Annotated in this window: 1 pseudogene; it reads left to right on the forward strand. The window is 63.9% G+C overall.

Annotated elements, in window-relative coordinates:
• Positions 1-152: pseudogene (locus tag KVT34_RS32280) on the forward strand (nitrilotriacetate monooxygenase); the annotation flags it as partial.
• Between the last annotated feature and the right edge of the window lie 81 nt (positions 153-233).

Consider the following 233-nt stretch of genomic DNA (forward strand, 5'->3'; position numbering starts at 1 on the left):
TTACCGACGAGGTGGTTCCGATTTTGCAGCGCAGAGGCCTTTTCCGTACGGGATACAGCGGAACCACGCTGCGGGATCACCTGGGCCTGGAACGGGCGGAAGCCGGGCATTTCAGCAGACGCGGTGCGGCGGGGGTCGGCGCGAACGGGTAGGGAGTGGGCCGGTTTCCGGCGGATTGGGCGGCGATCCTCCCTGCAGGACGACTCCTATTGCGGGAAACGGATTAGTTATTG

The organism is Paenibacillus sp. GbtcB18, from assembly GCF_019091125.1.
In the GTDB taxonomy this organism is placed as follows: domain Bacteria; phylum Bacillota; class Bacilli; order Paenibacillales; family NBRC-103111; genus Paenibacillus_F; species Paenibacillus_F chitinolyticus.